This is a genomic window from Halomonas sp. NYA30, from assembly GCF_976980765.1.
Window position 1 is genome coordinate 3,995,870 of record NZ_OZ334477.1, and the last position, 22,973, is coordinate 4,018,842.

General features: G+C 55.5%; 22 protein-coding genes. 11 read left to right on the plus strand and 11 right to left on the minus strand.

All coding sequences use genetic code 11. The features are described from left to right. Positions 1-5: 5 nt before the first annotated feature. The 11 genes from ACWI0H_RS18565 to ACWI0H_RS18615 all read left to right on the plus strand — a co-directional run bounded on the left by ACWI0H_RS18565 (position 6) and on the right by ACWI0H_RS18615 (position 12,162). Positions 6-419, plus strand: a complete 414-nt coding sequence (locus ACWI0H_RS18565; RefSeq protein ID WP_101148103.1) for a DUF350 domain-containing protein — start codon at positions 6-8, stop codon at positions 417-419. Positions 420-445: 26 nt separating this feature from the next. After that, entirely contained in the window at positions 446-1,054 is a 609-nt protein-coding gene (locus ACWI0H_RS18570; RefSeq protein ID WP_485874193.1) for a DUF1190 domain-containing protein, read from the plus strand. 18 nt (positions 1,055-1,072) lie between these two features. Then, on the plus strand, positions 1,073-2,239 hold the full coding sequence (locus tag ACWI0H_RS18575; RefSeq protein WP_485874194.1) for a glutathionylspermidine synthase family protein: 1,167 nt from the start codon (positions 1,073-1,075) through the stop codon (positions 2,237-2,239). 166 nt (positions 2,240-2,405) lie between these two features. Next, positions 2,406-4,427 (plus strand): methyl-accepting chemotaxis protein, encoded by a 2,022-nt coding sequence (locus ACWI0H_RS18580; RefSeq protein ID WP_485874195.1) that lies wholly within the window; start codon positions 2,406-2,408, stop codon positions 4,425-4,427. Between the two features lie 23 nt (positions 4,428-4,450). Beyond that, a complete protein-coding gene (gene cheB / locus ACWI0H_RS18585; RefSeq protein WP_485874196.1) occupies positions 4,451-5,518 on the plus strand; it encodes a chemotaxis-specific protein-glutamate methyltransferase CheB in 1,068 nt (355 codons plus the stop codon). After that, positions 5,515-6,942, plus strand: a complete 1,428-nt coding sequence (locus ACWI0H_RS18590; protein ID WP_485874197.1) for a CheR family methyltransferase — start codon at positions 5,515-5,517, stop codon at positions 6,940-6,942. Before cheB ends, ACWI0H_RS18590 begins: the two co-directional genes overlap by 4 nt. A gap of 1 nt (position 6,943) precedes the next feature. Continuing rightward, positions 6,944-9,049, plus strand: a complete 2,106-nt coding sequence (locus tag ACWI0H_RS18595) for a hybrid sensor histidine kinase/response regulator (protein WP_485874198.1) — start codon at positions 6,944-6,946, stop codon at positions 9,047-9,049. Between the two features lie 42 nt (positions 9,050-9,091). Further along, a complete protein-coding gene (locus ACWI0H_RS18600; protein ID WP_485874199.1) occupies positions 9,092-9,448 on the plus strand; it encodes a response regulator in 357 nt (118 codons plus the stop codon). 69 nt (positions 9,449-9,517) lie between these two features. After that, positions 9,518-11,191: a diguanylate cyclase gene (locus ACWI0H_RS18605; RefSeq protein ID WP_485874200.1), complete on the plus strand. Its 1,674-nt coding sequence runs from the start codon at positions 9,518-9,520 to the stop codon at positions 11,189-11,191. Further along, a complete protein-coding gene (locus tag ACWI0H_RS18610) occupies positions 11,181-11,741 on the plus strand; it encodes a chemotaxis protein CheW (protein WP_485874201.1) in 561 nt (186 codons plus the stop codon). The genes ACWI0H_RS18605 and ACWI0H_RS18610 overlap by 11 nt, the downstream gene beginning before the upstream one ends. Continuing rightward, positions 11,716-12,162 (plus strand): hypothetical protein, encoded by a 447-nt coding sequence (locus tag ACWI0H_RS18615; RefSeq protein ID WP_485874202.1) that lies wholly within the window; start codon positions 11,716-11,718, stop codon positions 12,160-12,162. Before ACWI0H_RS18610 ends, ACWI0H_RS18615 begins: the two co-directional genes overlap by 26 nt. Here ACWI0H_RS18615 and ACWI0H_RS18620 read toward each other — a convergent pair. The 11 genes from ACWI0H_RS18620 to ACWI0H_RS18670 form a co-directional block, all read right to left on the minus strand. Beyond that, positions 12,159-13,364 (minus strand): molybdopterin molybdotransferase MoeA, encoded by a 1,206-nt coding sequence (locus tag ACWI0H_RS18620; protein ID WP_485874203.1) that lies wholly within the window; start codon positions 13,362-13,364, stop codon positions 12,159-12,161. The genes ACWI0H_RS18615 and ACWI0H_RS18620 overlap by 4 nt on opposite strands. After that, positions 13,357-13,878 carry a molybdenum cofactor biosynthesis protein B gene (gene moaB, locus ACWI0H_RS18625; RefSeq protein WP_339881795.1) on the minus strand — a complete coding sequence of 174 codons (522 nt, stop codon included), beginning with the start codon at positions 13,876-13,878 and terminating at the stop codon, positions 13,357-13,359. Before moaB ends, ACWI0H_RS18620 begins: the two co-directional genes overlap by 8 nt. Positions 13,879-13,883: 5 nt before the next feature. After that, entirely contained in the window at positions 13,884-14,216 is a 333-nt protein-coding gene (locus ACWI0H_RS18630) for a DUF1244 domain-containing protein (RefSeq protein ID WP_176303973.1), read from the minus strand. A 105-nt stretch (positions 14,217-14,321) separates the two neighbouring features. Continuing rightward, complete coding sequence (locus ACWI0H_RS18635; protein WP_485874204.1) at positions 14,322-15,422, minus strand: formate dehydrogenase subunit gamma; 1,101 nt, start codon at positions 15,420-15,422, stop codon at positions 14,322-14,324. A gap of 11 nt (positions 15,423-15,433) precedes the next feature. Beyond that, positions 15,434-16,048 carry a formate dehydrogenase FDH3 subunit beta gene (gene fdh3B / locus ACWI0H_RS18640; protein ID WP_008959355.1) on the minus strand — a complete coding sequence of 205 codons (615 nt, stop codon included), beginning with the start codon at positions 16,046-16,048 and terminating at the stop codon, positions 15,434-15,436. A 106-nt stretch (positions 16,049-16,154) separates the two neighbouring features. Next, positions 16,155-19,007: a molybdopterin-dependent oxidoreductase gene (locus ACWI0H_RS18645; protein ID WP_485874205.1), complete on the minus strand. Its 2,853-nt coding sequence runs from the start codon at positions 19,005-19,007 to the stop codon at positions 16,155-16,157. A gap of 24 nt (positions 19,008-19,031) precedes the next feature. Further along, entirely contained in the window at positions 19,032-19,232 is a 201-nt protein-coding gene (locus ACWI0H_RS18650) for a twin-arginine translocation signal domain-containing protein (RefSeq protein WP_176303970.1), read from the minus strand. An 81-nt stretch (positions 19,233-19,313) separates the two neighbouring features. After that, positions 19,314-19,928, minus strand: coding sequence for a TorD/DmsD family molecular chaperone (locus ACWI0H_RS18655; protein ID WP_336273913.1), 615 nt, complete (start codon positions 19,926-19,928; stop codon positions 19,314-19,316). 4 nt (positions 19,929-19,932) lie between these two features. Beyond that, a complete protein-coding gene (locus ACWI0H_RS18660) occupies positions 19,933-21,660 on the minus strand; it encodes a 4Fe-4S dicluster domain-containing protein (protein ID WP_336273914.1) in 1,728 nt (575 codons plus the stop codon). Between the two features lie 198 nt (positions 21,661-21,858). Further along, a complete protein-coding gene (locus tag ACWI0H_RS18665; protein ID WP_336273915.1) occupies positions 21,859-22,485 on the minus strand; it encodes a DUF3306 domain-containing protein in 627 nt (208 codons plus the stop codon). Further along, positions 22,485-22,922, minus strand: a complete 438-nt coding sequence (locus ACWI0H_RS18670) for a DUF3305 domain-containing protein (RefSeq protein ID WP_336273916.1) — start codon at positions 22,920-22,922, stop codon at positions 22,485-22,487. Before ACWI0H_RS18670 ends, ACWI0H_RS18665 begins: the two co-directional genes overlap by 1 nt. Between the last annotated feature and the right edge of the window lie 51 nt (positions 22,923-22,973).

Sequence of the window (22,973 nt, forward strand, 5' to 3'; positions counted from 1 at the left end):
CCACCATGGTGAATTATCTCTACGGCTTGCCGTCATTTATCGCCTATCTAGTGACCGCAATTGTACTGCTTGCCGCTTTTATGTACTGCTACAGCCGCATTACCCCGCACCACGAGTGGACACTGATTCGCGAAGGAAATGCGGCGGCGGCCTCCGCCTACGGCGGCTCCATTCTGGGCTTTACCATTCCGCTGTATAGCGCAATGGCGCACTCGATCAACTTTATCGATTTTGTGCTTTGGGGCATCGTCGCTTTTATCGTTCAGTTAGCCACCTTCTTTGGCGTTAAGCTGTTTCTGCGCAAACAGGGCGAAAGCCTTTCCCAGCACATCACCGAAGGCCATCAGGCCTACGGCATTTTAATGGCCAGTGTGGCCGTGGCAGTCGGCTTGCTCAACGCCGCTTCGATGACTTGGTAACGACGACGTGGTAAAGGAGAGCCTGCATGTCTAAACACGATCACACACCCCATCTGCCCCGCCGTAAACGTAGTGCGCGTCTGTCATTGGCGATGATGGGCGCCAGCGCCTTTGGACTCACCGCCTGTGGCCAACCGCCCCAGGAAGAGCAAATCACCGAGATCGAATTTGACGAGCCGCGCAGCTTTGAAAGTGTTGAAGCCTGCGTCGCTGAAAATGTCTATACCCGTAGCGCCTGCGAAGACGCCTACGAAGCCTCTTTAGAAGCGGTGCCGCGTTATAGCACCCTGGAAGAGTGCGAAGCTGAGAATGGTGAAGGCGCTTGCACCGCGCCAACCGAAGAGCAGTCTCAAGCCGCGACGGGGAGCACCGGTGGTAGTTGGTTTATGCCCGCCATGATGGGTTATATGGTTGGCAGCATGATGTCCAACACCAACCGTGGACGCTCCTTCGAGCGGGTTTACCAGGAGCCGGTGTACCGCAACCGTCAAAACCAGGGCAACTGGAATACGGCGACCAATCAAGCGACCCAGCGGGTAAGCCAGCGTAACGATGCCATGCGTAATTCGGTAGCGACCTCTCAGCGTCGGGGCTTTGGCTCGCGCTCTTCGGCCCGGGGCGGCTGGGGCTCCTAGCTATCACCGGATACCAACATGCTGCGAATTGATATCCCTGAACGGAAAGAGTGGAAAGCCCTGGCCCACGAGCTGGGCTTTCATTTTCACACCATCGACGGTGAGCCCTACTGGAAAGAGGACGCCTACTACCAGTTCACCATGGAGCAAGTAGAGCAGGACATTGAAGCGCCTACCGAAGCGGTGCATGAGATGTGTATGGAGCTGGTTGATAAGGTCTGCCACTCCAATGCATTAATGCAGCGCTTAGCACTGCCAGAACATATGTGGGACAGCATCCATAACTCGTGGAAATCGGGCCAACCGCACCTCTACGGGCGGATGGATTTTGCCTACTCGGGCGATGGTCCGGCGAAGTTACTAGAACTTAACTACGATACACCGACCTCGCTTTACGAAGCGGGCTTTTTTCAGTGGGTGTGGCTTGAGCAGGCCATCGCGCAAGGTATCCTGCCGCGCCACGCGGATCAGTACAACTCGATCCAAGAGCGGCTGATCAATGCCATGGCACACCTTGGTGATCGCATTGAAGCGCGCACGCTCTACTTCTCCTGCATCAAAGATAACGCCGAAGAGCGTGCCACCGTGCACTACCTGCAGGATGTGGCGGTGCAGGCGGGACTCAAGGCGCCGTTTATCTATACCGAAGATATTGGTTTGCGGCCCGGTGCCGAGCATTTCGTTGATCTGGATAATCAACCTATTCACGCACTGTTCAAACTCTACCCGTGGGAGGAGATGGCCGACGACGCGTTTGGCGAGTACATCCCACAGCTAAACACGCACTGGTTTGAGCCGCCCTGGAAAGCCATTCTCTCCAACAAGGGTATTCTGCCCCTGCTATGGGAGCACTTTGAGGGCCACCCCAACCTGCTACCGGCGTTTTTCGAGGATGCCAATAGCCCGCCGCTGCCAGCAGGCTGGGTGCGTAAGCCATTCTTCTCTCGAGAAGGCAGCAACGTTGAGTTGATCACACCAACCGGCCATCGCGAGGCAGTAGACGGCCCCTACACCGACAGCCCCTGGATTCGCCAGGCCTATCACCCCATGCCCCGCTTTGGTAACAACCACGCGTTAATTGGCAGTTGGGTCGTGGGTGACCGCGCTTGTGGCATGGGCATTCGCGAAGATGTTGGCCGCATCACCAAAGACTCCTCCTGCTTTGTGCCCCACGCCATCGTGTAAACGCAAGCACCAAAACTAGTCAATACAGGCTAGACAGTTCTCATAAAAAAAGCTGAAATCGTTGCTAGCACCCTAAGTAGAGTGGTAAGTATCACTCTACTTTTTACCCTGAGCGCTATTAAGCAGCGTCGTTAGGGACACCGTTTATTTTGGAGCAACGGCAAACATGATGGCGCGCTGGAAATCCCTACCTCTACGGCTTCGGCTATTTCTCTCTTTTGGAACGGTCTTAGCGCTCGCGATGCTCCTGGCACTCTACCTCCAGGCTCGCACACAGAGTCAGGCGCGGCTGGATAACTTGCTAAACAATGAGCTACCGGCTCAGGTCGAAGGGCTTGCCGCCCATATCAATCTTAGTCTCAGCAAGGACTTGGCCGTTTCTGAGAGTCTTGCTAACAGCTACTTTATTGAGCAGTGGGTACAGGATGGGCTACCTCAAGAACGCCAAGATGAGATTACCGCTTACCTCACGCGTTTAATGGCACAGCTAGATACTGAGCTACTGTTTATCGCCGCGCAGTACCAGGGCCGAGGCTACTATTTCCAACTGCGCGACGGCGAATTTCTGCAGCGCATTATTCAACCGCCGGGTAATGAAGACGACTGGTACTACGATTTTACTGATAGCAATGCTTCTTATGAGTTGAATTTAGATAGCGATACCTTCTCGCCCGATGATGCTTTTGTATACATTAACTACCGCAGTGCAGTAGACGCCGCTAACGGGCGGCCTTCAGTGGTAGCCGGTGCCGCGCTTGATCTTTCTGAAATGGCCACGCTCATTGAAGACTTTCAGCTAGGCGAATATGGCCGAGCCTCGTTGCTTAGCGCCGAAGGCGAGCTGCTTATTCGCAGTGATGCAGCCACCATGGATACCCTGCCTACACAAGCATCGCAGCGCGTGCTAAATGACGACCAGCTACAGATACACGACATTGAGCGTGACGGCCAAACCCTATTGGTCAACACGCTTTGGTTACCCGAGCTGCAGCGCTATTTAATGGTCGAAGTCGACAAAGAGACCTACCTGACGTCTACCCGTGAGCGCTTTCTGGAATCCAGTGGTATCGGCCTGCTCATTTTGCTGGTGGGTTTACTAGTGCTCTATCCACTGACCGGCACGCTGGTACGACCAGTGGTTCAATTTCAGCGCCAGTTGAAAGAGATCACGCACAGTTTAGACCTAACACGCCGTGTCAGCACCGATGACCGAGCAGAGCTAGGCGATTTAGCGGATCAAACCAACGAACTCCTTGAACGCCTCTCCCGCGCTATTGTGGCGGTAGCTAAGAATTCACAGGCACTGACACAGATAGCAGAACGACTTGCCAGCACCGCCGGCCTTTCCGGTGTGCACGGCAGTGATATTCATCATGAAGCTAGCCAGACCATGGCGGCGGCAGTCGAAGAGATGGCCTCATCGGTAGCCGAAATCACCTCCACCATGGAAGAGCTTTCCACCTCTTCGACCCAAATAGCCGATCACTCCCAGTCGGTGGTCGATGTGGCCAACCAAACGCTAGAGCGTAGCCGTAAAGGCAGCACCGCCATGCAACTGCTACAGTCCAAAATGCAGGGCATCCGAAGCGATAGCGAGCAGAGCCTGGCCGAAATTATGGTGTTGGGAACCAAGTCCAAACAGATCAGTAAGGTCATGGAGCTGATCAACACCCTGGCAGCCCAGACCAAGCTGATTGCCTTCAATGCCGCGTTGGAAGCCTCAAGTGCGGGCGAGTCAGGACGTCGCTTTTCGGTGGTGGCCAATGAAATACGTCGCCTAGCGGATAGCGTGACGGACTCGACCCAAGAGATTGAAAGCCATACCGATGATATCCAGACAGCGATTAATCGCTTAGTGATAGCGTCTGAAAAAGGCGCTGCTTCCATTGAGCAAGGCGTTGAGGCAAGTATGAGCACCGCTCAAGATTTAGATGCACTGCTTAAAGCGGCTAGTCAAACGAGTAGCGCGGCACAACAGATTTCGCTATCCACCCAACAGCAAAAAACAGCCAGCAGCCAAGTAGTGATTGCACTACGCGATATTGATACCGCCAGTTCACGCAATGCGCACTCGGTGCGTAGCATTACCGACATCAGCCAAGAAATGATACATATGTCGGCAGAACTTAAAGAATTGGTGAAGGAGTTCAACTTGGCTCAAACAGAAACAGTTCTTAACAATAGTTAAAGAACCGCTGATAAGGATACCGGATGACTGTAATTCGGGTAGTCATTGCTGACGACAGCCAAGTAGCCCGCGACGTGCTACGCGATATCCTTAGCCGCGATGGTGATATTGATATCGTTGGGGAAGCCACCAACGGCCGAGAAGCGGTGGAGCTTGCTAAACGTTTAGTGCCGCAACTGATCACCATGGACCTCAATATGCCGGTGATGGATGGTTTAAGTGCCATAGAAGAGATTATGCACACCAAAGGTATCCCTATTTTGGTGATTAGCGATCGCTCCGATGCACAGACTGCCTATCAAGCCATGGATGTGGGCGCACTGGAAGTGATGCCGAAACCCTCACTGGACGAAGCTGATGGTGAGCGACTGTTAGCGCGTGTGCGCTTGCTCGCTGGGGTGTCAGTGTTTACCCGCCTGCGGCGGCGCAGTATTGCGCCTGCTCCGCTTAACACCATGTCAGCAACGCCTACCAAAGCACGTGGCATACCACGGGACTTTCAACACATCATCGCCATTGCTTGCTCCACTGGCGGCCCACAAGCATTAGTACGCTTACTGCGAACACTCCCCGCCGGATTTCCAGCGCCCATTGTGATCGCCCAGCACATTAGCCATGGGTTTATCAATGGCATGGCCCAGTGGCTGGCGTCGCTGTGTGCCATGCCGGTCAGTGTTGGCCAAGAGGGCGAACAATTGCGCCCTGGGCATATTTACCTGTCACCTTCCGAGTGTGATTTATGCGTGACCTCACGGCACCGTTTTCGTCTTCAACCCAGCCACGAAAGATCGCTATACCACCCTAGCTGCGATGTGTTGCTGGTAAGTGTCGCTGAGGTCTACGGTAGCGATGCTATTGGCATTATTTTGACGGGTATGGGACGCGATGGCGTTAATGGCATGCGAGCTATTTACCAGGCAGGCGGGACCACCTTCGCCCAGGATGAAGCTAGCTCGGTTATTTACGGCATGAATCAAGAAGCGGTCAAAGCGGGTGTTATTCAGCATGAATTACCGCTCGACAGTCTTCCGGACCGGCTATTTCGCGATGTAAGCGCTACCTCCCATCGCCGCCCGGAGCCCTCGGCATGAGTGCATTGGCCGCTTTTAAACACCTGGTTCATGAACGCTGCGGTTTACATCTGGAAGAGTTAGCGGAAGCCAGACTCTACCGGGCAGTCGCCAGTTTACAAGCCTCTACAGGGCTCACCGACACCACGCAATTAATCAAGCGTTTAACCATCGATCCAGCGCTGTTCGAACACTTTGTCAGTCAGTTGACGGTTAACGAAACCTATTTTTTTCGTGAGCCGGACGCGCTGAATTGGCTGGTTAACACCTATTTACCCAAGCATTTAGCAGCGGGGAAGGCACCGTTATCTATCTTCAGCGCGGGCTGCTCTTCCGGCGAAGAACCCTATAGCGTCGCGATGATGTTGTATGAACGTTTTGGTGAACGCGCCAAAAAGCTGTTTAACATCTCAGGTGGCGACCTCGATCATCAAGTTCTCGCCAAGGCACGCCAAGCCGTTTACGGCGGCATGGCGTTTCGCGCCCTTACGCCCGCCTTCAAAGAACGTTATTTTAGCCCTTATCAGGGGCGCTTTAAGCTTTATGAATCACTGCGCCAATGGGTTACCTTTCACTCCTTCAATTTACTAAACGCCAACGAGAGCAGCCCAGGCGGCCCTTTCGATGTCATCTTGTTTCGCAATGTATCGATTTACTTTGACGAGCAGACACGGCGCCATATTCATCAGCAGCTCAGCCAGTTACTGGCACCGAACGGTATTTTACTCTGTGGGGTCACGGAAACCTTAGGTAATGATCTGGGCGTTCTTGAACTGACCGAAGCTCAGGGAGTGTTTTATTTTCGCCGCGCAGAGCAACCTCCGGCCTTGGTCACGGCTCCTCTTCAGTCTCCCTGGGTCGCCATCGATAACAAGGCCGATGAGCGAATTGAAAGCAGTGATGGTTTCGCTATTGGGGATGACATAACGAGCAGTGATGACTTAATCCCCACAACTCCACATGAGCCAACAGCGGAAAGCAAAAAAACAGACAGCATCACCCAACAACTTTACACCGCGCATAGGCTGCTCAATCAAAACGCCTTCGACGAAGCCGCTACACTGCTAGAGGCGCTGCTTAAGCAACAGCCGTGGTCAATCGATGCGCTGGTACTGGCCGGGTTAGTCGCACGCTGGCAACAACAGCCCCATCTGGCCTACGACCACTTTAAGCGAGCCATTTATGTGGCACCGGAGTGTTGGCCAGCGCACTTCTATTTAGCCGAGCTTTATCGCCAGGGCGAGCTAACCGACGAGCCGTTACAGCGTCAACGAGGCTATGCCGCCGTGGTTCGTTTGCTCAAAGCCGCGCCTACCTCAAACGGTGGGCTAGCCACCATTGCCCCGCCGCTACCTCCAGGCGATGCAAGCTTTCTAGCCGAACGTCATCTAAAAGCGGTTAATACCACACTGGCAACGACCAGTCACACACAGGGAGTGGGATAATATGGCGCTGGATATTCGCCGCTTTATACAGCGCTTTGTGGAGGAGGCTGCCGATCATTTGCCCCGCCTGCGCGAAGGGATTAATGCCTTGGAGCAGGGTAACGCTGACCGCGAGCAGATCAACGAGCTGTTTCGCGCTGCACATACACTGAAAGGCTCATCGCGGATGCTGAAGCTGGTGCCCATCACGGCACTAGCGCATAGCACCGAAGAACTGCTCAGCGCCCTACGCGAAGGCACGCTCACCATAACGCCTGAGATGACAAACTTGCTCAACCAAGCGGTTGATGAGCTGACAGGCTTTGTTGGTCGACTGGCCGAAGGGGCAACGGGAGAAGAGCTACCCGCGGCGGATGCGGCGCTATGCAGCGCGCTGGAAAACGCAGCGCATGGCCAACTGCCCACTCAGCCTAGTTCACCCGTTCCCGTTGCACCGGCCACCGCGCCACTCCCTCCCTCAACGCCAGTGTCGGAGAGTGAATTACGCCTTAGCGATACGGTACGCGTGCGCCTGAACCGACTGGACGACGTGATTCGTTTGATGGGCGAAGTCCTTTCTGGTCACCATCACCTGCACTCACTCGTAGATCAGGCGCGCGAGCTGAGCGCTACACTCCCTGCCGACCAACAGTCGCCGTTTCAAGCCTTTCACCGGGAGCTGAAAGATAGCGTTTTGACGCATGATTCGTTGATGAGCGACCTGCATGATCGCGCCCTGCAAATGCGGATGCTGCCGCTCAGCGTGGTATTGGATCCTTTCGCGCAGATGTCGCGTGAATTAGCCCAGTCCCTTGGCAAACAGGTCGACTGCCGTGTACGCGGCAGCGAGATTGAACTTGATCGCCAAATGATTGACCGTCTGTCTGACCCGCTCATTCACCTGCTGCGTAATGCGTTAGACCACGGTTTGGAGCCCCCCGCCGAGCGCCAGGCGGCAGGTAAGCCGCCTCGGGGTCAGCTAGTCATCGAAGCGAGACAAGACGCTGGCTGGGTGGTGATTGAGATGCATGATGACGGCGCCGGTATTGCGCTGGACGCGGTGCGCCAAAAAGCGCTCGCTAAGCAGCTGGTCAGCGAAGAACAGTTGAATGCCCTCAGCGAACAGGAAACGCTAGAACTTATTTTCCTGCCCGGCTTCTCTACCAAAAGTATGATTACCGACTTTTCTGGCCGCGGCGTAGGTATGGATGTGGTGAAACGCACCGTGATGGATGAGCTTAACGGCGATTTACAGCTTGCAAGCGTCAGTGGCCGTGGCACACGCTTCACCTTGCGCTTGCCACTATCGCTGGCGATGATGCGGGTATTGCTGGTCAATGTCGGTGGCGTCACTTTGGGTGTAACGGCGCCTTACGTATCGGAACTCGTCGAGTGTTCAACAGACACCTTTATTGATACCGCTGGGCAGCGCACGCTAATTTTACGCAATGAATTTGTCCCCGTCGTGTCCCTGGCTCAGCTACTCAAACTGCCTAGCACCACATCAAGCAATGAATCTTCCCTGTTACTGGTCGTTCACCAACGTCATCAAAAACTTGCCCTAATCATTGATTCATTGATTGATGAACGCGATATGGTCATCAAGCCACTGCCTGTGCATCTACGCCATTTACCGCTGGTATCGGGGATGGTGTCCATGGGACGCAATGCACTGGTAAGCCTGCTGCACGTACCCGCCTTATTGGAGGCAACCCGGCGTAGTGTGCTGCACCCAAGCGTTGAGCGCCCATCATCAACCAGCGCGCAGCGAATTTTGGTGGTCGACGACTCGCTGAACACCCGTGAAATAGAAAAAGATGTCCTCGAAGCATGGGGCTATCATGTGACCCTTGCCGAAAACGGACGTGATGGCTTAGCCAAAGCACTGGCTGAGCCGTTTGATGCGGTACTGACCGATGTGGAAATGCCGGTGATGGATGGTTTTGCGCTGACTGCCCGACTACGCGAAAATGAGGATTACCGTCATCGGCCCATTATTATCATCACCTCGCGGGAAAAAGAGGCCGATCGCCGACGTGGCATTGAAGTCGGCGCTGACGCTTATATCGTCAAGGGCAGCTTTGATCAAAACAACTTGGTAGAGACACTTCAGGCCTTACTGGGCTAACCGCGAATATCACTTACAGAATAATCATTACGAGGTTATGGGATGCACATTCTGGTCGTAGACGACGATCCGCTTGCAGGGGAAATGACGGCCGCACTGATTGGATCACAAGGTTATGACACCTTAATGGCCTTTGATGCGATGGGTGCCGTCGAGCAACTGGACACACACAGCGATATCGCACTGATTGTCAGCGACATGCATATGCCTTTGATTAGCGGGTTAGCGCTGCTGGCAATGCTCCGTGAACAAGATAATGACCTGCCGTTTATCTTACTCACCGGAGATACTCCAGATGCTGAGCTGCGCCAGACGCCAGGCCTCCACGCCTGTCTGAGCAAAGATGCAGAGCTGGCTAGTAATCTGGAAACCGCCATAAAACAGGCGCTTAACAAGTAAGTAACGCAAGATGGAAGAAATAATGGATGGAATGGATCGCCGCTTTCGATCACTCACGCAGGTAGTTTGATGTCTAAGCCCGCCCCCTCGCTGCACGATAAGCTAAACCAGCTGCGTGAGCGATTTATTGAGCAATTGCCCCAACGCTTGGCGACAACCACTGAGCAGTGGCAGCAGAGCCGCCTGTCGGCGGAAGAACAGACGCGACTAGCACCAGAGCTGCATCGTTTCTTCCACAGCCTAAAAGGCACCGGTCGCTCACTGGGTTTTGAGCGCCTTGCGATGCTTGCAGAACAGGCAGAAGAGGCGCTCACCACCGCGTCTCCACGCGACGATATTGATGCTTACATCAGCCAACTGTTACTAAAACTTGAGGCTGAACAACAGCACCTGCGTTCTCACCATGGTCAACAGAAAGCGCTGGCGGCAGTGAATAGCTTTGAGTTTTCTAGCCAAGCCCAGCCTTTGCGTAATAAGCGCCAGCGGTTAATTTACCTGTGTGACGATGAGCCAGACCAGGTCGATCAACTGATTCATCATCTGCGCTGCTTTGGCCATGAAGTCGTGCATTTTATCGACACGGAAGCATTTTTTAACGCCGTGTTAACCTGTCGCCCAGACGCGGTGATTATGGATGTCCACTTCCCCTTAGGACAAACTGCCGGCACTGAAACCATCACCAGCTTGAATAAACTCACTGGCGAGCCACTCCCTACCATTGTGTTGTCTGCCTATGGCGATTTTCACTCGCGCCTCAGTGCCGTTCGAGCAGGCTGCGACGGGTACTTCACCAAGCCGGTGAAACCGCTAGACCTAATGCTGGCCGTAGATGAAATCACCGCCCCAACGGCAGAAGAGCCTTTGAAGGTGCTGATTGTGGATGATGAGCCCGAAGCAGCTGCGTACCACGCCTTATTGCTTGAAGAAGCCGGTATGATTGCCCAGCAGGTACACCACCCCGCTGATGTGCTTCATGCATTGGACCACTTTAGTCCTGATTTACTATTGGTCGATGTGTATATGCCTGTCTGTTCGGGTGAAGAACTGGCAACCATTATTCGTCAGCAGCCGGAACACTTGGGCCTGCCGATCATTTATCTCTCAAGTGAAACGGATAGCCAAAAGCAGATTTCCGCCATGGCCGCTGGCGTTGAAGCATTTCTGACTAAACCCGTGCAGCCCGAAGAGCTTGTTTCAGCCGTGCGACTGCGCGTCGAACGCCTGCGCTTGCTGCGCTCATTAATGACCCGCGATAGTATGACCGGGCTGTATAACCACAGCACGACGACCGAACTGATTAATAAGACCCTCGCTCAGGCGCACCGTGAAGATAGCCAGCACGCCATGGCGATGATTGATATCGACCATTTCAAGCAAGTGAATGATACCCATGGCCACCTAGCGGGTGATCAAGTGATTATCACCCTGGCAAGGCTGCTTAAAAGTCGCTTGCGGCTCTCGGATATTATCGGCCGCTACGGCGGTGAAGAGTTCGTCGTATTGCTGAAAGGCGTTAGTGGGGAGCAGGCTGCTAGGCTCATCGAAAGCTTACGTGAAGACTTTGCACTGGTTGATTTTCACGCCGGTGATGTTCGCTTTCGCTGTACGTTCAGCGCAGGTGTTAGCAGTTTTCCCGAGCAGCCGTCGACCGAGTCGCTGCGCCTAAGCTCCGACCAGGCGCTTTACCGCGCTAAAGAGCTGGGTCGTAATCAGGTGAGTACGGAGTTAGCTGATGAATTCTGAAACCTCCCGCGACAGCCACGCTAATGATCAGCAGCAGATCTCCCAAACATTGGAAGAAGCGTTAGCTGCCCACCATGATGACGAAAGCGTTGTGGATGTTGATGAGCCCACGCAGCAGCTAGTGTTATTTCGTATTAACGGCCAGCGTTTTGCGCTGCCCGGTAGCGCGGTGAGTGAGATTTTACCCAGCGACCAGCCTGTCTATTATGTGCCAGGGCTACCCGCATCTACCGAGGGTGTGCTGCACCTGCGTGGCAAAATTGAGTCGGTAATAAATCTGCAGCCGCTGCTCGGTTTACCCACACTGGAAGGCACGCCTAGTGGCATGATTTTGTTGGTCAGTGCATCGGGTATTCGCAGCGGCGTGCGGATAGAGCAGCTTGATGATGTGTGTGAAGTCGCCCAGAGCCTGCTACAGCCACCCCCCGAAACGCTTTCCAGTACATTGCTTCCTTACGTCAGCGCGTTATGGCAGATTGATGAACGCCAAGCGCTGGCCCTGCTTGACCCGGAGGCGTTGTTTAGTGCCTACCAGCAAGGGTTGGGTTAAGGTGCCCCTGGAACGCGAGCATCATGAGCAAGCCCAAGTCACCTTGGTGCTATTTTGGGTAGGGCCTTATCGTGCTGCTCTGGAAGCGCGTCATGTGCTCGCCATGACCGAACGCCCTACCGAATTACGCACTACGAATGCCCACTCGCTACTCTATGAAGGCGGCGACCATCAGCCCCCACCTAGCCGCTGGTTAACCTTGCGCGATACTCAAACAGCCAAGGGCCAAACCGCCAGCACTTGGCAATTGGGCGTGGACGGCGACATCACGCTTCAGCAACTGCCCGCCAGCACGCTCTATCCACTGCCTAAGCTGCTCCAATCCCGCCACTTCTCGCCAGCGCTATGTGGTTTCACCTTTGAGCGGGAAAAACTTGTGCTACTGCTGGATGCAAACAAGCTTAGTCTTCATAAGTCTTAGCTCGCCAGCCATAAGCAGCTAATCAAATCGCCTTCTGCTATGTCGCTATTAGGGGGAATCACCGCAAAGGCATCAGCGTTGATACACGACGAAAGCACGCCAGAGTTCTGATCCTCAAAGGCCATCGCCGTCACGCCACGGGGCGTAAATTTCAGCGTCACGCGCATATAGTGCTCGCGTGGGCCAGTGGAGGTGGCGAACCCAGCGCTGGCGGTAATCGTCGGTAGTGTTCTCAGCGCAGGACAGCTAAGCATTGCCCCCAGCAATGGGCGCAAAAATAGCCAAGCACCGACAAACCCTGATACCGGATTCCCTGGCAAACCAACAAACCGCGCCTGGCTGCCATCGTCGCGAGGCAAACGACCGAGTGCTAGCGGCTTACCGGGACGAATTGCCAGTTTCCACATATCCAGTTGGCCAATCGCTTCCAGCGCAGCTTTGACGTGATCCTCTTCGCCTACGCTCACACCGCCGGTGGTAACCACTAAATCTGTCTCAGCAGCGGCAGCCCTTAACAGTGTCACGGTGCGGGCATAGTCATCCGGCACGCTAACGGTACTTACTACCTCGGCGCCAAAGTTCTCCAACAGACGTTTAAGCATTGGTCGGTTGGAGTTGTAGAGCTGACCCGGCTTGAGCGGCGTGCCCGGATCGATGATCTCGTCACCAGTCGAAAGCAGCGCCACACGGGGCCGTCGACGCACACTGACTTGGGTAATCCCCTGGCCCGCCAAGTGACCAAGTGCCGCCGCTTCGAGTCGCTCACCGGCATTTAGCAACACACTGCCTTGGCGCACATCGCGGCCCTGGCTCCGAACATTATCACCCGCTGGAATATCGGCAGGAATCAGCGCACGCTCACCATCAACCTCCACACGCTCTTGCATCACTACGCAGTCAGCCCCCGAAGGGATCTCGCCGCCAGTAAAAATCCGTGCACAGCTGCCGGGCGCAAGCGCTTGAGCCTGCGTACCTGCAGCAATACGTTGGCTGACCGGCAGCCACTGCCCCGCATCGGCGGTGCGCAAGGCGTAGCCATCCATCGCGCTGTTATCAAACGGCGGCACATCCAGCTGTGCTGTCACTGCTTCGGCCAGCACACGCCCGGCGGCGGCTTCCAGTGGAACGCTCTCTGCTTTTAGTGCGCTCACATCTGCCAATAGCGCTTCAAGCGCGGCTGAAATCGGCTGCAAATCAGCCATGTTGCCCCCGGCCTGGGATGACCAGGTTGGCGAAGTTGCAAGGTTTGTGACGGCTATCCAACTGCTCAGCCAAAATGCCGTCCCAGCCGGTGCGGCAAGCGCCCGTTGAGCCCGGCAGGCAGAACACCACCGTGGCGTTGGATAGGCCGCCGAGGCAACGGCTTTGAATAGTGGAGCTGCCGATCTCATCACCGCTTAGTTGGCGAAAGCGCTCACCAAAGCCTTCGATATGCTTATCCAGCAGCACAGAGATAGCTTCAGGCGTAGAGTCGCGGCCGGTAAAGCCGGTGCCGCCGGTGGTGATCACCACCTGCACGGTTGAGTCGGCTATCCAGTTCGCCACTACCGCACGAATACGGTAAACGTCATCAGGCACAATGCTTTTTTCAGCCAGCGTGTGGCCCGCCTTGGTTAAGCGCTCCACAAGGGCTTGGCCACTGCGATCGGTCTCTTCATTACGCGTGTCAGAGACCGTCAATACGGCTATGTTGAGGGGCACCATTGGCTCACTCATTGACGTCACCCTTGTTTGGCTGCTTTCTTCTTGGCGTGGTGTGCTTCCCAAGCCGCCATTTGCTCTGGCGTGGCTTCCGGTTGATAAAGCTCTTTCCACTCGCTATAGGGCATACCATAAACGTACTCACGGGCCTCATCGTAGTTGAGGCTTTCATCCCGCGCTTCAGCGGCACTCACCAGCCACTTAGATAAGCAGTTACGGCAAAAGTCCGCCAAGATCATCAGGTCGATATTCTGGACATCTTTGTTATCGTCCAGGTGTTGAAGCAATCGACGAAATGCGGCGGCTTCCAGCTCAGTGCGGGTCGCTGGGTCTAACTCATCAAATGCTGACATAACCGTTGCTCTCCTAAAATGACGTTTGGCTATTTAAGAACTTAAGGTGAAGCATAACAAAAGACACCGCCAAAAGGCGGTGTCTTCGCTACCATCAAGCACGTATCAACTGGTTCGCGTTGCCGACGGTTCACTGCTACCGCCAGATGACTTACGCGCAGCCACCTCTTCTTCCGATAGCGTTTGGTCTTTGACCTCGTCGTACCACAGGTTGTGGTGCTCTTTAGCCCAGGTTTCATCTACATAGCCAGTGGTCATACCCTCTAGCGCGCCTTCGGTACCCAGCGTGCCGATATAGATATGACCTAAGGAGATGGCGGTGAGTCCTAGCGCACCGACTGCGTGGATAATGTTAGCCCACTGCATGGTGTCGCGCCCCTGATTGAAGTTGGGGAAGTCGAGCACAAAGCCACTGGCGATGACGAGAATACCGACCGTCGCCAATATCCAGTACCAAGCCTTCTCCCCACCGTTGGCAAAACCCGCATCCACATGCTTTTTGCCAATCATGCCGCCGCCTTTCTTAAACCACACCCAGTCGTGCTTTTTGGGAATGTTCTCTTTGATCAAACTGACCAGCAGTATGACGAGCAGAATGCCAAAGATCGGCCCCAGGTAGTTGTGCAATACTTTCGTGGCCGCAATCATCCACGCCCAAATCCCATCGCCAAACAGGGGGCGGAACACGAACTTGCCGAACAGCAGCGTCATCCCGGTCAGCGCCAGAATGATAAACAGCGTCGCGACCGTCCAGTGCAGTGCGCGTTTCATTAGCGTCCAGCGCAATAGCAGACGACCTGTCCGCGGTGCTTCAAGCTCCTTACGTCCCACAATGAAGTAGAACAGGGCGATCAGCGCCGCCATGCCAAATACCGCGATCAACCCAAACGGCGATACCCAGCGGTTACGAATCTCCCGCCAGGTTTCACCGCTTGAGTTGATCAGGTTGTAGTTACTGTCAGCACGTGAATCACGGTAGTTAGGCCCGGTTTCTCCACTGCGCACCTGGCGCCACTGCTCGGCGGTAATACCAGGAGCAGCGGTGGTCATTTCACGGTCAGGATCCGCTTGAGCCACCGCCACTTGCGTAAAGCCGAGGCTTAGCACCAAAGCAAGCGCCACCAACATAAAACGCCAAATGCCCAGGGCGAGCCCTTTACCTGAGCGTGGCACCCCACCGGGTGCCTGTGCAGTCAACAGGTTCATGACACGCCTCCTTACCCTTTATGGGCAGCATCATAGGCTAGGTTGTCGGCGCTGGCCTGGGGATTATTGGACCAACCGCCATCTTTATGGCCACGGTGTACAACGCGCTGGCGGAAGATATCGGCAACGTCTTGGGCATCACCGGCAAGCAGCGCTTTGGTAGAGCACATTTCTGCACATAGCGGCAGTTTGCCTTCGGCAATACGGTTAGAACCGTACTTCTCGTACTCTTCTTCTTTGCTTTCGGCCGGGCCGCCCGCGCAGAAGGTACATTTGTCCATCTTGCCGCGCTCGCCGAACGCATCCTGCTGGGGAAACTGCGGGGCGCCAAACGGGCAGGCGTAGAGGCAGTAGCCACAACCGATGCAGAGGTCTTTATCGTGCAGAACGATGCCGTCATCGGTCTTGTAGAAGCAGTCGGTCGGGCAGACGGCCATGCAGGGGGCGTCGTCACAGTGCATACAAGCGACGGAAATGGACATTTCATCCGCTTCGCCATCATTCAGTGTCACCACGCGGCGGCGCTGGATACCCCACTCGACATCGTTGGCATTTTTACAGGCGGTGACACAGCCGTTGCATTCAATGCAGCGTTCTGCGTCACACATAAATTTCATTTGAGCCATGGTGTTCTCCTCATGCCGGTGCGGGATGGCTCCCGCACCGCCGTACTGTCAGGTCGGTCGCGTCTTTTGTTCTAAACTCAGTTTTCTAGACTCAAGTTTTCTAGACTCAGGCGCGCTCAATGCGGCAAATGGTGCACTTGGTCTCTTGCATCAGTGTCACCGGATCGTAGCCGTAGGTGGTGGCGGTGTTAGCCGCTTCACCGATGATGTACGGGTCAGACCCATCCGGGTAACGGTCGCGCAGGCTTTCGCCCTGGAACATGCCGCCAAAGTGGAACGGCATGAATGCGACGTTACGATCAACGCGAGGCGTGACCAGTGCTTTAACTTTCACACGGCCCCCTTCAGCCCCTTCAACCCAGACATCATCACCATCTTTGATACTGAGGTCGTTGGCATCGGCCGGATTGATCTCGACAAACATCTCTTGCTGCAGCTCGGCAAGCCACGACATGGAGCGCGTCTCTTCACCGCCCCCTTCGTACTCAACCAAACGCCCGGAGGTGAGAATCATCGGATATTCGCCGGTGTTGTCGCGATCCTGAATGGTTTTGTACATGGTCGGCAGGCGCATAATCGAGTCGAAGTCATCCCAGGTAGGGAAGCGTTCAACCAGATCGCGGCGCGTGGTGTAAAGCGGCTCACGGTGCTTCGGCACTTGGTCGGGGAAGGTCCAGACCACAGCGCGGGCTTTGGCGTTGCCGTAGGGCGCACAGCCATGCTCAATCGTGACACGCTGGATACCGCCGGAGAGGTCGGTTTTCCAGTTTTTGCCTTCCGCCGCCTGCTTCTCTTCGGCGGTCAGGTCGTCCCACCAGCCCAGATCCTTGAGCAGTTGGTCGTTGAACTCCGGATAGCCGTCGTCAATATCGCCGCCGACAGGCGCTGAACCTTCCGCCAACAGGTTGATCCCATCACGCTCGATACCGAACCGGGCGCGGAAGCCCATGCCGCCTTCCATCACAGGAACACTGGTGTCATAAAGATTGGGCGAGCCCGGGTGTTTAAACTCAGGTGTACCCCAGCAAGGCCACGGCAAGCCGTAGTAGTCACCATCCGCCGGGCCACCCTCTGCGCGCAAGTTCTCGAAGCTGAAGGTGTGCCAGTTTTTCTGGTGCTCTTTGAGGCGTTCAGGGCTTTGCCCGGTATAGCCTACCGTCCACATGCCGCGGTTGATTTCACGCAGAATATCGTCGATCAACGGCTCGTCGCCGTTCATCTGGTAGTTTTTCACCAGCTCATTACCAATGCCCAGCTTGCGGGCAAACAGGTACATGATTTCGTGGTCGGGCTTGGACTCAAACAGTGGCTCAATCACGCGGTCGCGCCACTGAATCGAACGATTGGTGGCGGTAACACTGCCGGTCGTCTCAAACTGGGTGGCCGCTGGCAGCAAATAAACACCATCGGTGCGGTCATGCATAACGGAAGCGACGGTGGGATAAGGGTCAACGATGACCATCATCTCCAGCTTCTGCATCGCCTTTTGCATTTCTACACCGCGGGTTTGGGAGTTAACCGCGTGGCCCCAGTAGAACATCGCTTTCAGCGCGGTGCGCTGGGAGATGTTTTCGTCGTCTTCGAGCACGCCATCGACCCAACGCGACACGGTAATGCCGGGGCTGTACATGGGCTGACCATCGGCGTATTCGGTATCGTCATAGCGGCCTTTAATCCACTCGTAGTCGACATCCCATACCTGTGCCCAGTGTTGCCATGCGCCTTCCGCCAAGCCGTAGTAGCCCGGCAGCGAGTCACAGCCAAGGCCAAGGTCAGTCGCGCCCTGCACGTTATCGTGCCCACGCAGGATGTTGGCGCCGCCGCCAGCGACACCAATATTGCCCAACGCCAGCTCCAGAATGCAGTAAGCGCGGGTGTTGTTGTTGCCGGTGGTATGTTGGGTGCCGCCCATACACCAGACCACGCAGCCTGGGCGGTTGTCGGAGAGGCGTTTGGCGACATCGTACATCTCGGCTTCGGGCACGCCGGTGACTTCCTCGACGACGCTGGGCGGGAAGTTGGCGACTTCGGCGCGCACTTCATCCATCCCGTAAACGCGCTGGTTGATGTACTCGTTATCTTCCCAGCCATTCTCGAAAATGTGCCACAGCAGGCCCCAGATATACGCCACATCAGAGCCAGGACGCAGACGCACGTATTTATTGGCTTTGGCGGCAGTGCGGGTAAAGCGCGGGTCGGCGACGATGATGTCGCAGTTATTACGCTCTTTAGCGATCAGGATATGCTGCATCGCGACCGGGTGCGCTTCACTGGGGTTAGAGCCAATGAACAGAATCGCCTTGCTGTTATGCATGTCATTGAGCGAGTTGGTCATCGCTCCATAACCCCAGGTATTCGCTACGCCCGCCACGGTGGTGGAGTGACAGATACGCGCCTGGTGGTCAGTATTGTTGGTGCCCCACAGCGAGGCAAGCTTGCGCATCAGATACGCCTGCTCGTTGCTGAACTTCGCTGACCCCAGCCAGTAAACGCTGTCCGGGCCGTGCTCTTCGCGTAGTTCAAGCAGCTTGTCGCCAATTTCGTTAACGGCGTCTTCCCAGCTCATGCGCTCCCACTCACCAGCCACCAGCTTCATCGGATACTTGAGGCGCCGCGTGGAGTGACCGTGCTGGCGCAGTGAAGCGCCTTTTGCGCAGTGTGCGCCGCGGTTGATGGGGTGATCAAAAGCGGGTTCTTGCTTAGTCCAAATACCCTCTTGAACTTCCGCATAAACGCCACAACCCACTGAACAGTGGGAGCAGATGGTACGTTTGGTCTCTACCGGAGAGTCCAGTACCGGTGTTTTATCCGCGGCTTCCGAGCGCTGCATCATCGGCGCGCCCATGAAGCCGACAGCGGCCACGCCGCCTGTGGCTGCACCGGTGCGCTTGAGGAATTGACGGCGGGAAATTCCCAGTCCAGAGGCCTTGGGGGTGTCTGTTTTGCGAGTTAAACGCATGGCAAATCTCCTGGCATTCCGCCGTCAGTCACGCAGCGAGGCGTAGTAAGCGCGGACGTGGTCGGTCTCACGGTAGTTAACCGTTTGTTTTTCGTTTTTCACTGGGGCAGTGTCAGCCTGTGCCAGGGTGACATGACCGACGGCCGCTGCAGCGCCAGCAGCGGCGGTTCCCAACCCAACGGTTTTCATAAAACGGCGGCGCTCAGGATTGTGTGACGGGTGCATGGGTTTCTCCTCTTGCATGCCTTTATAGCGGGTCTTTTTATGCTGTTTTTGATTTTTACTGATTTTTTTATGGAGCCTGCGTTAAGGCTCAACAATACGCACCGGCGTATGGCCCGCATCAACACTCAAGCGAGCCTCCTCACTCTCCATAAAAGCGCCACCCAACTGCCCCAGCGCTGCATAGAAAGCGGTGTCTACCTGTCCCAGGTCGGCAAAACAGCTGGCCGCCCAAGGGGCTAAATGTTGGCTAAAAAAATAGGCCTGCTCGTGACTCGCTGAGTCAATCAGCATTGCCATCACTTCGCACAGTGCCGCCAAGTGATCTTCTGGGTCACGGGTATGTTCACTGCGCACAAAACCGAGCACCTTCAAATCCTGACGCAGCGCTACCAGCGCCGCTTCCATCAATTCGCCATTGCGGTACCAAGAAGCATACGGCACCACCTCACCCTGAATGACGCCGACCAGGAGGCGGAAGTGAGCACGCTGCAGCCCTTCGACGTCGGTGTTTTTGGCGGCGGCTGCCAGCGCATGCCAACACTCAGCCAAGCGGCTGCCGTCTTGTTCGATGTCCAGTTCAGCCAACCAATTTAGCAACTCGGCATCCGGCGCCTGGCGCAATAAGGTGGCTAATAGCCGGTAAATATCGGCGCGTAGCGCATCCGCTTCTTTCAGCGTGGGCAGTGCATCCGTCATCGGCTTATACCTTCAGTTGCGCGTCGGGATCGCGAATCATGGTTTTCCAAACATCCTTAACGCGGCAGTCTTCACACATTTCCAGACGAATCATCGCTTCGCCAGCAAAGTAGGGGTGGTTGGCCAGCTTTTCTTTAATAGTAGCTACCGTGCTGACAGTAGCAAACGGCTTGCCGCAGTTGATGCATTCAAAGGCCGCTTCTTCGTGGCAGATATGGCGCGTTTCGCGAGCCTCCGAGGCCAGGAAGCCGGGCATCAAGGTAATCGCATCTTCCGGGCAGGCTTGTTCACACAGGCCACACTGCACACAATCCGCCTCAAGGAAACTCAGCGCGGGGGTTTTACCACCTGACTTGAGCGCGGGGGTTGGGCAATTGCTGACGCAGGCATGGCACAGCGTGCAGGCATCGCGATCCACCTGAATGGCGCCGTAGGCAGCGCCCACCGGCATAGCAACCCGCTCGTCGCTGGGGTTACCCAACTCGGCTAACCGCGCCAGCACGCGGTTCAAGCGTGCCCGCTTTTCAGGCTCAGGTAGACTAAGCGGCGCCTCGGTCAGTGGAGTAAGCGCCGGTAGCGCATCGCGAGCAGCGTGGTCAGCTACCTCAATCAGCGTCACACGGGCGCGATCATGGCCCAGCGCGTCCAACAAGGCATGTGCTTGAGCGACTTGATCAGTCAAAAAGTTACTCAAGCGGGCAGGCATGTCAGGGTGCAGCTGGATACGCACTTCAGCGGCACCGGCAGCCAGGGCGGTTAGCCACTGGTCGTGACCTGCGGCTCCAAGCTCTTCTAACGGTGCGTCGATGATATGGCCTGCGGGCACTACACCCGCAGCGCGCTCGGCATCTTGGGAGTCATGGGTAATAAAACGCAGCACCGGCACCTGACCACCGGCTTCGCGATAGGCTGCCAGCCAAGCGGATAGGGTGTCTTGCTGACGGCGCGTTTCTGGTAGACGAAATTCGATAGCACCCGTAGGGCAAGCACTGGTGCAACTGCCTACGCCTTGGCAGAGGAAGGGATCAATCTCAATACGAGACTCAATCCGCCCCTGAATGCTGGAGATGGCATCCGCCGGGCAAACATCCAAACAGCGGGTGCAACCAATGTTGCCGCTGGTGGAGTGGGCACATAAATCACTGTTGACTTGGAAATAGCGCGGCTTATCGAATTCGCCCACTAGCCCCACAAAATCGTCAAGAATATCGCTGCGCTGCTCAACGTCCTGCCACTGCATCACTACATAGCCAGGAGGCGGCAGCTCCCAGCGCTGGGTATGCGAAGTTGGAGCAAGATCGAGGATTAAGTCAAAACCGTCGCGCTCAATCAGTGCGCGAGCAATATCCAGCGGCGCATCTTCATCGTCAAGTTGAACGCTAAAGGCACCTAGATAGCCATTGATACGCAGTTGGCTGAGTTGTCCCTGGGTCAGCGTCTGGGCGACCAGCGGTTCGCTAGCCCCGAGAGGATCGACAGCATCGTTTCCCGGGCTGTTCGCGTCAGACTCAGTGACAAGTAGCGTCAGCGATGCCAAGCCGCGCCCCTGTAGAGCGCGAGCGGCAGGGTAAACGTCGGCTTCGGTACCTATTAACAGCGCATGACCACGGCTGTGATAGGTCACATTGGCAGGCGTTAGGTTAGCTGGCCACGAGATACGTCGGCGTACCGTTTCCCGAGCCTCGGCATTGCGCTGGTCGTCTATCGACGCCAGTTGGATTCGTTGGTTCATGCGCTCTCACGGTCTGGGAATCATTCTTATTATATTTTTGAGTTATATATTTAACTATTGTGGCATAACAATACGTTGAAGCTAAGTTCAGCCTATGTGCAATGCTGATATTTGCCAACTTAATTACCGTCAACGCTGCCAACGCTAGCAACTAAATCAATGCTCAACTTATTGATTTTTATATACTAAGGAATAATGTCATAGTTTGGTATGAGTGTCAGATAAATAATCAGACTGGTCGTCTAGTGAAGGCTCTTTTACAACGTTGTTACTGGCCGTGCAAGGTGCGGAGTGCTCTTCGTCGGCAGCTGTCGACGGCTCACTGGCTGCCACTTCAGCCGGGGACTCGGTGTGGCCCTCGTCTACTGGCTTATCAAGCGCCTCTTCCACTTTATGCGTCCAGCGGCGCAGTTTACCGGCGAGATCTGCCGCCATCGGTTTCAACAGCTTATTGTAGTCGGCGTCGTAGTCATCCAAGCCATCGCGCACGTTGTAGTTACCGGTGGCCCATAGGCGTTTCAATGCTTGTCGGCGTAAAGGGCCGCTAACGCCCGGCGCCATATACGCACTGAAATCGCTGCCTGCTTCCAGCGTGTCAGGATCTGGCAAGGTGTGGTCGAGACTGCCGGGTTCTGGCTCCTCGGCTGACGTTGCCAGGGGCTGGTCGTTCTCAGCGTTAGGTTGCTCGGCCTCGTTATGAAGCGCTGCCTCCTGGTCAGCAGGTGCCTCATCAACGGGCGTAGTATCTGGTGAAGCGGACGCCGATGCGTCCTCTTCTTTTTGCACATGGCGCTTTAGTCGCGACCAGCGTTCCAGGCGACTCATTACGGCTGCTCCTTGGAGGGCGTGTCTTTGGCGCGCCCAGCCCCTTTGTGTTTTTTCTTGCGCATTTCCAGTGGCGCTTCCCCATGGCGTGCCAGATAACTCTCAAGCCAGACCTGAATGGCCATTGGCATCGGTGCTTCGAGCACCTGTTGCTCGCCATCCATCCAACCAGCCGCAACGTCCTGACTAGCGGTAATCACATCCGGCTTGGGTGTTTGTCCGGTAAAGCCTGCTCGCACAAACAGTCGCGGAGTAGTCGACGTTAGATTGAAGCGGTAAGCAGCACGCTCGGTCATCGACAGCTGCAGGTTAAGGACATTATCCCCCTGATCGCCCAGCGTTAGCTCAGCAATGCGCCACTGTGTCAGTGTAAATCGCTTCACCTGCTTGGGCTCAGCCACCAAGGTAATACTGATGGGGCGTAGGTTATCGCTCATATTTTAAAAACCCTGCACCTTGCATGGATGACATGTGGAAAAATAGCACTT

What these genes read in the sequence shown, in the direction of transcription:
- ACWI0H_RS18565 (WP_101148103.1), top strand. Translation starts at nt 6, where the DNA reads ATGGTGAATTATCTCTACGGCTTGCCGTCATTTATCGCCTATCTAGTG.
- ACWI0H_RS18570 (WP_485874193.1), top strand. Translation starts at nt 446, where the DNA reads ATGTCTAAACACGATCACACACCCCATCTGCCCCGCCGTAAACGTAGT.
- ACWI0H_RS18575 (WP_485874194.1), top strand. Translation starts at nt 1,073, where the DNA reads ATGCTGCGAATTGATATCCCTGAACGGAAAGAGTGGAAAGCCCTGGCC.
- ACWI0H_RS18580 (WP_485874195.1), top strand. Translation starts at nt 2,406, where the DNA reads ATGATGGCGCGCTGGAAATCCCTACCTCTACGGCTTCGGCTATTTCTC.
- cheB (WP_485874196.1), top strand. Translation starts at nt 4,451, where the DNA reads ATGACTGTAATTCGGGTAGTCATTGCTGACGACAGCCAAGTAGCCCGC.
- ACWI0H_RS18590 (WP_485874197.1), top strand. Translation starts at nt 5,515, where the DNA reads ATGAGTGCATTGGCCGCTTTTAAACACCTGGTTCATGAACGCTGCGGT.
- ACWI0H_RS18595 (WP_485874198.1), top strand. Translation starts at nt 6,944, where the DNA reads ATGGCGCTGGATATTCGCCGCTTTATACAGCGCTTTGTGGAGGAGGCT.
- ACWI0H_RS18600 (WP_485874199.1), top strand. Translation starts at nt 9,092, where the DNA reads ATGCACATTCTGGTCGTAGACGACGATCCGCTTGCAGGGGAAATGACG.
- ACWI0H_RS18605 (WP_485874200.1), top strand. Translation starts at nt 9,518, where the DNA reads ATGTCTAAGCCCGCCCCCTCGCTGCACGATAAGCTAAACCAGCTGCGT.
- ACWI0H_RS18610 (WP_485874201.1), top strand. Translation starts at nt 11,181, where the DNA reads ATGAATTCTGAAACCTCCCGCGACAGCCACGCTAATGATCAGCAGCAG.
- ACWI0H_RS18620 (WP_485874203.1), bottom strand. Translation starts at nt 13,364, where the DNA reads ATGGCTGATTTGCAGCCGATTTCAGCCGCGCTTGAAGCGCTATTGGCA.
- moaB (WP_339881795.1), bottom strand. Translation starts at nt 13,878, where the DNA reads ATGAGTGAGCCAATGGTGCCCCTCAACATAGCCGTATTGACGGTCTCT.
- ACWI0H_RS18630 (WP_176303973.1), bottom strand. Translation starts at nt 14,216, where the DNA reads ATGTCAGCATTTGATGAGTTAGACCCAGCGACCCGCACTGAGCTGGAA.
- ACWI0H_RS18635 (WP_485874204.1), bottom strand. Translation starts at nt 15,422, where the DNA reads ATGAACCTGTTGACTGCACAGGCACCCGGTGGGGTGCCACGCTCAGGT.
- fdh3B (WP_008959355.1), bottom strand. Translation starts at nt 16,048, where the DNA reads ATGGCTCAAATGAAATTTATGTGTGACGCAGAACGCTGCATTGAATGC.
- ACWI0H_RS18645 (WP_485874205.1), bottom strand. Translation starts at nt 19,007, where the DNA reads ATGCGTTTAACTCGCAAAACAGACACCCCCAAGGCCTCTGGACTGGGA.
- ACWI0H_RS18650 (WP_176303970.1), bottom strand. Translation starts at nt 19,232, where the DNA reads ATGCACCCGTCACACAATCCTGAGCGCCGCCGTTTTATGAAAACCGTT.
- ACWI0H_RS18655 (WP_336273913.1), bottom strand. Translation starts at nt 19,928, where the DNA reads ATGACGGATGCACTGCCCACGCTGAAAGAAGCGGATGCGCTACGCGCC.
- ACWI0H_RS18660 (WP_336273914.1), bottom strand. Translation starts at nt 21,660, where the DNA reads ATGAACCAACGAATCCAACTGGCGTCGATAGACGACCAGCGCAATGCC.
- ACWI0H_RS18665 (WP_336273915.1), bottom strand. Translation starts at nt 22,485, where the DNA reads ATGAGTCGCCTGGAACGCTGGTCGCGACTAAAGCGCCATGTGCAAAAA.
- ACWI0H_RS18670 (WP_336273916.1), bottom strand. Translation starts at nt 22,922, where the DNA reads ATGAGCGATAACCTACGCCCCATCAGTATTACCTTGGTGGCTGAGCCC.